Genomic DNA, 11,013 nt, shown 5'->3' on the forward strand with positions numbered 1-11,013 from the left:
TCGACGATCCGCGCCATGGCACCGCTCCCTGACAGGGCAGAGCAGGCTACCACCCACGACCGTGCCAGTGGGAAGCGCCCTCACCGCGAGCCAATCACCCGGAGACGGTATAATACCTACGTCTATGCCGGCACGGACTGGGCGGTCGTTGACCTCGGGACCGGCGCGCAGGGCTTCGTCTCGAAATCCTCCTCGCTCGACACGATCATCGCCTTCCAGGCGGCCTACTCCGGCAGCGGCAACGATACGGTCAAGGGCACCAACGGCAACGATACGCTGGGCGGCGGCGCGGGCAACGACCTGATCGTCGGCCGTGATGGCTTCGACATGGCCGATTATGGCACCGCCTATGGCGCTGCCCCGACCATCGGCGCCGTCGTCAACCTGTCCTCGGCCAGCGTCACGCTGGGCGGCACCGCCTATGCCGGCAACACCGCGCGCGACGGCTGGGGCAATACCGACACGCTGTCGGAGATCGAGGGCGCGATCGGCACCGCCTTCGGCGACACGCTGATCGGCCGCACCGGCGGCGGCTCGCCGAGCCGGCTCGAAGGCGGCGCGGGAAACGACAGCCTGGCCGGCGGCAATCTCTCGAACGTCGACAGTCTGGCCGGCGCCAATACCATTCTCGGCGGGGCCGGTGACGACCTGATCCTGTCGAACGGCTACAACGAATCGCTCTATGGCGGCGATGGGCTCGACACGCTCATCTATACCCGTTCCGTGTCGGCGACGATCGACCTGGGCACCGACAACACCGGGCCGGACGGCTACCAGGGCTCGTTCTCCTCCTTCAGCAACCAGACCGCTGCCTATGGCTTCGAACGGGCCTATGCGGGCCGCGGCAACGACACGCTGAAGGGCACCCTCGGCGACGACACGCTGAGCGGCGATGCCGGCAGCGACGTGATCGACGGCCGCGGCGGCGTCGACACGGTCGACTACGGCAGTTCCTTCATCGCCGCGCCGACCACGGGTGTCTTCGTCAACCTGTCCACCAGCGCGCAGACCTTCAACAGCGTCACCGTCGCGGCCGGCACCGCCCGCGACGGCTGGGGCGGCACCGACACCCTGACCAACATCGAGGGCATCCTCGGCACCGTCTCCGCCGATACCCTGATCGGCTCCAACCTGGACAACCTCCTCACCGGCGGCGCCGGGGCCGACTTCCTCAGCGGCAGCGGAGGCAATGACACGTTGCTGGCCGGCGCCGGGGACGACACGCTGCGCGGCGGCGACGGTGCCGACAGCATCGACGGCAGCGCCGGCAACGACATCGTCTACGGTGGCATCGGCAGCGACGTGATCGACGGCGGCGAGGTGGCCGCGCGCAATGCCATCGATTACCGGCTGAGCCCGAGCGGATATGCCGCCGGCGCGCTGACCGTGCTGTTCACCGGCCCGACCACCGCGACCGTCACCAAGACCGACGGCATCGACACGCTGCGGAACATCAACCAGTTCTACGGCGGCGACGCCGCGGACCGGTTCGATCTCTCGGCCGTCAGCGCCACCGCGCCCTGGACCTACCTGGTGCGCGCCGCCGGCGGCAGCGATACCGTCATTGGCAACGGCACCGACCGCGTGGTCGTCGACTACAACATCGTTTCCGGCGCCATCAACGTCAACCTGGCCACCGGCGTCGTCTCGGACGGCCAGGGCAATACCGATACCCTGGTGAACGTCCGCGCCATCCTGTCCACCAACGGCGGCAACGACATACTGGTCGGCAGCAGCAGCAACGACACCTTCATCGGCTCGGGCGGCGGGTCGAAGTCGATGACCGGCGGCGGCGGGGACGACACCTACCGCTACCAGGGCGGCACCGGGGTCGTCATCGATCTCGGCACCAGCACCGTCGGCGGCGGCGCCGACGGCCGGGTCTACCACGGCGGCGCGACCGACACGCTGCTCGGCTTCGACCGCGCCTATGGCGGCCAGGGCAACGACAGCATCAAGGGCACCAACGGCAACGACACGCTCGGTGGCGACTATGGGGCCGACGTGATCGACGCACGCCAAGGCACCGACATCGTCGACTACTCGGCCTTCGGCACGACACCCATCACCGCCGGCGTCTTCGTCAACCTTTCGACCGCCACCCAGACCACCGATGCCTACCCTTCGGGCAACGGCGGCCTGACATCCGTGACCCTGGCCGCCGCCAGCGCGCGGGACTCCTGGGGCTTCATCGACACCTTCGGCAATGCGTCCCTGCCCGGCGTCAGCAACCTCGAGGGCGCCATCGGCACCGATTTCGCCGATACGCTGATCGGCACCAACGCCGCCGATCTCTTCGTCGCCAGTGGCGGCGACGACACCATTTCCTCCGGCGCCGCCGGTGACACGATCCGCGGCGGCGCGGGCGACGATTCCATGCGTGGCGGCGACGGCAACGACCAGCTCGACGGCGGCGCCGGGTGGGACATCGCCGTCTACAACGTCGCCTCGAAGGATGCGACCTGGTCGCGCAACGCCGCCACCGGCGCCTGGACCGTGACGATCAATCCGGCCGTTTCCGGCGAGGGCACCGATACGCTGACGAATATGGAAGCGCTGCGCTTCAGCGACCGCCGTGTCGAATTCGCCAAGGCCTTCGCCGACGACGTCTCGGGCGACGGCGTCTCGGATATCCTCTGGCGCAACCCCGATGGCGGCCTGACCTACTGGGCGATGCACGGGCTGGGCGGCACCGATGTCAGGCTGCCGTCGGTGTCGACCGACTGGATCCTGCTCGGGACGGGCGACCTCAACGGCGATGGCCAGGCCGACCTGCTCTGGCGCCACAGCGACGGCGCGCTGGCGACCTGGTTTTCCGGCGGCACCGGCTTTGCCGGCGGCGGCACCATCGCCGATGTCAGCACCGCGTGGAAGATCGCCGCCATCGGCGACATGAACCGCGACGGCCGTGCCGATATCCTGTGGCGCCATACCGATGGCACTGTCGCGCTCTGGGAGATGGACGGGACCTCGGTGATCGGCGGAGGCAGCATCGCCGCCGTGGACACCAGCTGGAGCCTCGTCGGCCTGGCGGACCTCAACGGCGACGGCCGCTCGGACATCGTCTGGCGCCATACCGATGGCACCGTCTCGGCCTGGCTGATGGACGGCACCAGGTCAATCGGCGGCGGCACCATCTACAATCCCGGCTCGTCCTGGACCGTGACCGGCCTGGGCGACTTCGACGGCGACGGCAATGCCGACCTGCTGTGGCGCAACACCGACGGCGCGGTCGTCGCCTGGACCATGGAGGGCACCGCGGTGAAGGCCACCGGCCCGCTCGGCCATCTGGACCTGTCCTGGAGCGTTGCCAAGGTCGCCGACTACAACGGCGACGCGAAGGCCGACATCCTTTGGCACAATAACGACGGGTCGGTCGCGCTCTGGCTGATGAACGGCTTCGAGGCACTCTCCGCCGGCACGATCGCTAATGCCGGCAACTGGACAGTCGTCTGATACCAAGTGCACGAAGGTCATACCTGCCTGCCGCACTGGCGGCGGTCGCCATTCGACGCCTCCGCCTTACGGCCCGCAGGGCGGCACTTCCTACGTCAGGTATGAGGGCAGGCCGGGCGCGGCCGGCAGCACCGGCCGTCGCGGATCGCGGCCGGGCCTGAACCCCCGGACGCGGCCATCAAACCTAGGGCGGATCCGTCCGGGCGGTTCCGCCCTTCGGCGTCCTGCTCAGGCCGCCTGCGCGGTGGCGATCGCCTTCCACACCGCCTCCGGCGTCGCCGGCATATCGATATGGGTGACGCCGGCGGTGGACAGCGCATCGACCAGCGCATTCATCATCGCCGGCGGCGAGCCGACCGCGCCCGCCTCGCCAGCGCCTTTGACGCCGAGCGGATTGGTCTCGCAGGGCACCTCGATCAGGTCGACCTCGATGTCCGGCAGGTCCTCGGCCCGCGGCAGGGCGTAGTCCATGAAGGACGCCGACAGCAGCTGGCCGCTTTCGGGGTCGTAGGCGGTGCGCTCGTGCACCGCCTGGCCAATGCCCTGCGCCACGCCGCCATGCACCTGGCCGCGCACGATCATCGGGTTCACCGCATGCCCGACATCGTCGACGACGATGTAGCGCGGCACGGTGATCAGGCCGGTCTCCGGCTCGACCTCCACCTCGGCGATGTGGCAGCCGTTGGGGAAGGTGTGCGACTTGATCTCGGCGATCTCGGCGGCATCCAGCAGCGTCGCCGGCTCGCCCTTGGCCGCGCGCGCCTTCTGGATGGCCGCGAGTTCGAGGATGCCGACGCCGCGGTCGGTGCCGACCACGGCGAACCTGCCGCCCTTGCCCTCGCCGAAGCCGCCCGGGGTGAACTCGATATCGGAGACCGCGGCCTCCAGGTGCTCGGAGGCCGCCTGCTTGCCCTTCTCGATCACCGTCGCGGTGGTCAGCAGGATCGCCTGCCCCTCGGAGTAGAGCGAGCGCGCGCCGCCGGTGCCGCCACCCGTGGGGATCTCGTCCGAATCGCCCTGGATGATGCGAATGCGGTCCATTGGAATGCCGAGCTCGTTCGAGGTCAGCATGGCATAGGCGGTCTCGTGCCCCTGCCCGGTAGACTGGGTGCCGACCAGCACCTCGGCGAAGCCGTCGGCGGCGAAGCGCACCTCGGCGCGCTCGGTCGGGCCGCCGCCGGTGGCTTCGAGGTAGTAGGCCAGGCCGATGCCGCGCTGCCTGCCCTGCGCCTCGGAGGCCGCGCGCCGCGCCTGGAAGCCGGCCCAGTCGGCCTTCTCCAGCGCCGCGTCCAGCACGCGCGCGAACTCGCCGCTGTCGTAGCGCTGGCCCATGGCCGAGACGTAGGGCATGGCGGAGGAGGCCACCATGTTGCGCTTGCGGATCTCGACCCGGTCGATGCCCATCTCGCGCGCCGCGGCGTCGATCAGCCGTTCGACCACGTAGTTGCTCTCGGGCCGGCCGGCGCCGCGATAGGCATCGACCGGCACGGTGTTGGTCAGCACGCCGATGACGCGGGCGTGGATGACCTGGAAATTGTAGACGCTGGCCAGCACCTTGGTGCCCGCCATGGTCGGGATCATCGGCGCGAAGGTGCTGAGATAGGCGCCCATGTTGGCGTAGTTGCGGGTCCGCAGCGCGAGGAACCTGCCGTCCTTGTCGACCGCCAGTTCGCCGAGGGTGATGTTGTCGCGGCCATGGGTGTCGGACTGGAAGGCCTCGGTCCGCTCGCTGGTCCACTTCACCGCGCGGCCCAGCCGGCGCGCCGCCATGCAGACCAGGGCGTACTCGGCGTAGAGGTAGAGCTTCATGCCGAAGCCGCCGCCGACATCGGGCGTGATGACCCGGATCTTCTCCGGCGCCACCTTGAAGACGTTGCCGGCCAGCAGGTTCTTCACCAGCCAGGACCCTTGGGTGCCGCAGGTCAGCGTGAACTTCTCGTTTGCCGCATCGTATTCGGCGATCGCCGCGCGGCCTTCCATGGACGCGACGATGACCCGGTTGTTCACCACGGTCAGCCGCGTCACGTGGGCGGCCTGCTGCACCAGTTCCTCGGCCTTCGCCTTGTCGCCGGTCTCCCAGTCGAAGGCGACGTTGCTGCCGACCTCGTCCCAGACCAGCGCCGCGCTGGCCTCATGCGCCGTGGCCAGGTCGGTGGCGGAGGGCAGCACGTCGTAGTCCACCATGACGGCCTCGGCGCCGTCGCGGGCGGCCTGCGGGGTCTCGGCGACGATGAAGGCGACGGGGTCGCCGACGAAGCGGACGCGGTCCTCGGCGAGCGCCCCGCGCGGGGTCTGGGCGCGGTCGGTGCCGTCGGCGTTCTTCAGCGGGATGACGCAGGGGATTTCCCCCAGCCCTTCCTCGGCCCATTCCTTCGCCGTGATCACCGCCAGCACGCCTGGCACTTCCAGCGCCGCCGCCGTATCGATCGACAGGATCTTCGCCGCGGCATGCGGGCTGCGCAGCACCACGCCATGGGCGGCGCCCGACTTGACCGCGATGTCGTCCGTATAGCGCCCGCCGCCCTTCAGCAGGCGGGGATCCTCGATCCGGCGCAGCGGCTGGCTCAGCCCGAATTTGGCCATGGGGTCTCTCCCGTTCCCGGTGTTCAGGACATCATCTGATACGGAAGGCCCCGAGGGGAAGGGGGGAGGCCCCTCGCCTCGGCGCTACTTCACCATCTCGGGCACCCGCTGGTCGGCGGCCGGCTTGGGTCCCTCGCCCGGGCCGACGCTGGGCGGCTCCACCGGCGGGATGCCGAACCAGGACTTCACCTTCTCCCGGACCGATTGGAAGACGACATAGAGCATCGGGATCATGAAGATGCCGACCAGCGAGGCCGCGAGCATGCCGCCGAAGACCGGCGTGCCGACCGCGCGGCGCGACAGCATGGCGGCGCCCGTGGCGGTGACCAGCGGCAGAAGGCCGAGGCAGAAGGCGATCGAGGTCATCATGACGGCGCGGAACCGCAGGCGCGATCCCTCGATCGCGGCGTCGCGGATCGGCATGCCGCGCTCCCGCGCCTCCTTGGCGAATTCGATGATCAGGATGCCGTTCTTGGCGGCCAGCGCGATCAGCACCACCAGCCCGATCTGCGCGTAGACATCCAGGCTGAGCCCGGCGATCTGGATGGCGAGGAAGGAGCCGAGGCCGCCGACCACCACCGAGAGCAGCACCGGCACCGGAATGGTCCAGCTTTCATACAGCGCCACCAGGAACAGGTAGGCAAACAGCACCGCGAGGGCCACGACATAGATGGTCTGCCCCGCCGCCAGCTTCTCCTGGTAGGCGGTGCCGGTCCATTCGAAGCTGTAGCCGGCCGGCAGCACGCGGCGGGAGAGTTCCTCCATCGCTGCCAGCGCGTCGCCCGAGGAGACACCAGCCTTGGGCGAGCCGTTCACCAGCACCGCGCGGTAATTGTTGTAGCGGCTGATGGTCTGCGGCCCGACCACGGTGCGGATATCCGCCAGCGCCCGCAGCGGCACCATGTCGCCGCGGCTGTTGCGGACGCGGATGCGCCAGATGTCCGAGATGTCGTCGCGGTCCTGCGCTTCCGCCTGGATGTTCACCTGCCAGGTGCGGCCGAAGAGGTTGAGGTCGTTGACGTAGAAGCCGCCGAGCGATGCCTGCAGCGCCGAGAAGATCGCGCTGATCGGCACGCCGAGCGCCTGCGCCTTGTCGCGGTCGACATCGAGGTAGATCGAGGGCGTCGCCGCCGAGAAGGTGGAGAAGACCTGCTGCAGCCGGGGGTCCTGGTTGGCGGCGACCACCAGGCCGAGCATCGCGCTGCCGAGTTCCGCCGGGTCGCGGCCCGACAGGTCCTGCAGCTGGTACTCGAAGCCGCCGCCGGTGCCGAGGCCGATGATCGGCGGCAGGTTGAAGGCGACGACATTGGCGGTCCGCACCGCCGCACCGGCGCCGAAGACCCGCCCGATCGAGGCGAAGACGCTGTCCTTCGGATCGGTCCGCTGGTCGAAGGGTCTCAGCCGCGCGACCATGAAGGCGGTGTTCGACTGCGCGCCCTGGTCGATCAGGCTGAAGCCGACGATGGACAGGACGTTCTCGACGGCCGGGATGCTCTTCAGGATGCCTTCCACCTGCTCGACCGCCACCCTGGTGCGGGACAGCGAGGCGGCCTGGGGCAGCTGCACCTGGACGAAGAAGGTGCCCTGGTCCTCCTGCGGCAGGAAGCCCTGCGGGGTCCTCGCGCCGATCGTGTAGATAGCGAAGCCGAAGCCCGCGGTGATCGCCAGCGACAGGATCGAGATGCGGACGATCCGCCGGACTATGCCGGCATAGCCGTCCCGCACCTTGTCGATGCCGCGCAGCACGTACTTAATCGGCCCGCGCTTCGGCCCGCTATGCCGCAGGAACAGCACGCAGAGCGCGGGGGACAGCGTCAGCGCATTGATCGCCGAGATCACCATGGCGGCCGAGATGGTCACCGCGAACTGCCGGAACAGCACGCCGGACAGGCCGGGGATGAAGGCGATGGGCACGAAGACCGAGAGGAGCACCAGGGTAATGGCGATGATCGGCGCGGTGATCTCGCTCATCGCCTGCTTGACCGCCTGGTTCGGGGTCAGCTCGGGATGCTCCTCCATCACCCGCTCGACGTTCTCGACCACCACGATGGCGTCGTCGACGACGATGCCGATCGCCAGCACCATGGCCAGCAAGGAGACCGTGTTCGCGCTGTAGCCGATGGTCAGCAGGATTGCGAATGCGCCGATGAGGCTGACCGGGACCGCGACGGTCGGGATGATCGTGGCACGCAACGAGCCGAGGAAGAGGTAGACCACGGCGATGACCAGGACGAAGGCCTCGAGCAGGGTCTTTATCACCTCCTGGATCGTGTCGACCACGAAGGTGGAGCTGTCGTACAGCACCTGCGCCCGCATCCCCTCGGGAAAGCGGGTGGCGAGCTCGTCCAGCGTCCGTTGCATGGCCTTGGAGACGGAGACGGCGTTGGCGCCGGGCGAGAGATAGACGCCCATGGTGATGGCCGGCGTGCCGTTCAGCCGGCTGGTGGTGTCCTGGCTCTGCGCGCCGAGCTCGACCCGTGCCACGTCGCGGATCCGCAGCACCGAGCCGTCCGGGTTGGCGCGGATGATGATGTTGGCGAATTGCTCCGGCGTGACCAGCCGGCCCAGCGTCTGGATGTTCATCTGGAACTGCTGGGTGTCGGGGATCGGCTGGGCGCCGATGCGGCCGACCGCGGCCTGGAGGTTCTGGCTCTGGATCGCCGTGACCAGGTCCTGCGGCGTCAGGTTCAGCGCGGTCAGCCGGTCGATCTCGAACCAGACTCGCATGGAGTAGTTCTGCGCGCCGAAGGGGTTCACCTGGCCGACGCCAGGGACGCGGGCCATGCGGTCGATCATGTTGATCGTCGCGTAGTTCGACAGGAACAACGGGTTGTGGTCGGGGTTGCTGGAGGTCAGCGCGATGAACTGCAGCACCGAGGAGGACTGCTTCCGCACCACCAGCCCGGCCCGCTGCACCTCCTGCGGCAGGCGGGCGATATTGGCCTGGATGCGGTTGTTGACGTTGACGGTGTTGATGTCGGGGTTGGAGCCGAGCAGGAAGCTGACGCTGAGGGCATAGGTCCCGTCATTGGCGCTGTTCGAGCGCATGTAGATCATGTTCTCGACGCCGTTGACGGCGCTCTCGATGATCTGCGCGACGGTCGCCTCCACCACCGCGGCCGAGGCGCCGGGATAGGTGGCGCTGACCGAGACCTGCGGCGGCACGATGTCGGGGAACTGGGCCACGGGAATCCGCAGCAGCGCCAGGGCGCCCGCCAGCGTGGTGACGATGGCGATGACGATGGCGAGGCGGGGACGGTCGACGAAGATGCCGGACAGCATGGCGGATCAGCCCGGCCGGCCGGCAGGGGCGGCCGCAGGCGGTCCGCCCGGCCGGCTGCCAGGCGGCGGCGCGCCGACCGGCGCGGCATTCACCTCCTGCCCCGGGCGGACCCGCTGCAGGCCCTCGGCGATCACCGTCTCGCCGCCCTGCAGCCCGCCCTCGATCACCACCTGGTCGCGCACGGTCTGGCCGAGCGTGACCGGGCGGCGCTGCGCCTTCTTCTCCGCGTCGACGACCATGACGTAGTTGCCGCCCTGGTCCTGCAGCACCGCGGCGCGGGGCAGGACGATGGCCGGGACCGGCTCGGCACCCTCGACCGAGACGGTGACGAACTGGCCGTCGATCAGCTCCCGGTCGCCGGCGCCGCCGGCCTGCACCTCGGCGCGGCGGGGGTTCGGGATCAGCGCGCGGATCAGCAGGCTATCGGTGTTGCGGTCGATCTGGGTGTCGATGAACTGGATGCGGCCGGGCTGCGGATAAGCGCGGCCATCGGTGGTGCGGATGCGGATCACCACGGCATCGACGCCGCCGCGCGGCTCGTAGCGGTTGCGCAGCTCCACCGCGGCGCGGGCGCTGACCGTGAAGACCACGCGCATCGGGTCCTGGCTGACGATGGTCGCCAGCGGCTCGGTCAGGGTCGGCGCCACCACGTTGCCCGGCGTATAGGTTGCCCGGCCGATCTTGCCGTCGATCGGCGCGATGATGTCGGTATAGCCGAGGTTGATCTCCGCGGTACGAACCTGCGCCTGGGCGCCGAGCAGCCCGGCATTCGCGGTGCGTTCCTGCGCCAGGGCATTGTCGAGCGCCACCCGCGTACCGGCACCGGTCTGCTGCAACTCCCGCGCGCGGGCCAGGGATACCCGGGCATTCTCAAGCGTCGCCTGGGCCGAGGCGACATTGGCCTTCGCCTGTTCCAGCGTCGCCTCGAAGGGCGGCTTCTCGATCCGGAAGAGCACGTCGCCCGCCTTCACCTCCTGGCCCTCGGTGAAGGCACGTTCCTGCAGGAAGCCGGTGACGCGGGCGCGGATCTCGACACGGTTCACCGCCTCGATCCTGCCGGTGAATTCGGAACTCTCGGTGACCGGCTTGCGGTCGGCGGTGACGGTGCCGACCGCGGGCGGGCCCTGCGGCCCGAACTGCGCGAATGCCGGCGCCTGGGCGAGAAGCAGCAGCAGCAGGGCAAGCGGTATACGGCGCATGCAGGGAATCCGGTCGGGTGTGCAGGGCATACTGCACCAGCGAAGAGAGCTTTGGCACTTGGCCATTCGGGTGGCTACCGCAAGCGGGCCGCCCGGCGATGACATTCGGTCAAGAAAGCGCACCAACCCGGCGCCGCGTGCCCGAGAGGCAGGCCCGGAGGCATGCGGGTTGTCCCGGGCCGAAAAGTTCCGGTCAATGTCCCTGCAACTTTGCCGGAGGCGCCATCGGTCAAGTGGAGGCCTTGACGCAAAAGGCCGGGGATGCGGCATTCTCCTCAGGCCTCTCATCTCTCTTCCCGGGTCTGGCACCCTCCGCGCGGCGGCAGCCGACTTACGGAAACGAAGGGAGAGGCAGTTTACTCTCTCCAACCAGTTGTCCGGCCGCTAGGAGCTCGTCCACGTAACGGCTGAAGAGGCTCGACAGGCGGATCGTGCGGTGATTCGCTCGGCGGCATGACGAAGAGCTTTCGGCCCTGGAAGGTGGACGAGGCC

4 protein-coding genes are annotated in these 11,013 nt (G+C 69.0%); 1 reads left to right on the forward strand and 3 read right to left on the reverse strand.

What is annotated here, in order from left to right:
• Nucleotides 1–15: 15 nt before the first annotated feature.
• A complete protein-coding gene (locus tag E2C06_RS33265; protein WP_133292859.1) occupies nucleotides 16–3,456 on the forward strand; it encodes an FG-GAP-like repeat-containing protein in 3,441 nt (1,146 codons plus the stop codon).
• Between the two features lie 228 nt (nucleotides 3,457–3,684).
• On the opposite strand, the gene E2C06_RS33270 is transcribed toward E2C06_RS33265, so the two are convergent.
• The 3 genes from E2C06_RS33270 to E2C06_RS33280 form a co-directional block, all read right to left on the reverse strand.
• Nucleotides 3,685–6,039: a xanthine dehydrogenase family protein molybdopterin-binding subunit gene (locus E2C06_RS33270; protein ID WP_133292860.1), complete on the reverse strand. Its 2,355-nt coding sequence runs from the start codon at nucleotides 6,037–6,039 to the stop codon at nucleotides 3,685–3,687.
• Nucleotides 6,040–6,123: 84 nt separating this feature from the next.
• A complete protein-coding gene (locus tag E2C06_RS33275) occupies nucleotides 6,124–9,321 on the reverse strand; it encodes an efflux RND transporter permease subunit (protein WP_133292861.1) in 3,198 nt (1,065 codons plus the stop codon).
• Nucleotides 9,322–9,327: 6 nt separating this feature from the next.
• Nucleotides 9,328–10,521: an efflux RND transporter periplasmic adaptor subunit gene (locus tag E2C06_RS33280; protein WP_241671590.1), complete on the reverse strand. Its 1,194-nt coding sequence runs from the start codon at nucleotides 10,519–10,521 to the stop codon at nucleotides 9,328–9,330.
• Between the last annotated feature and the right edge of the window lie 492 nt (nucleotides 10,522–11,013).

The sequence above is a fragment of the Dankookia rubra genome (assembly GCF_004355005.1).
Taxonomy (GTDB): Bacteria; Pseudomonadota; Alphaproteobacteria; order Acetobacterales; family Acetobacteraceae; genus Paracraurococcus; species Paracraurococcus ruber_A.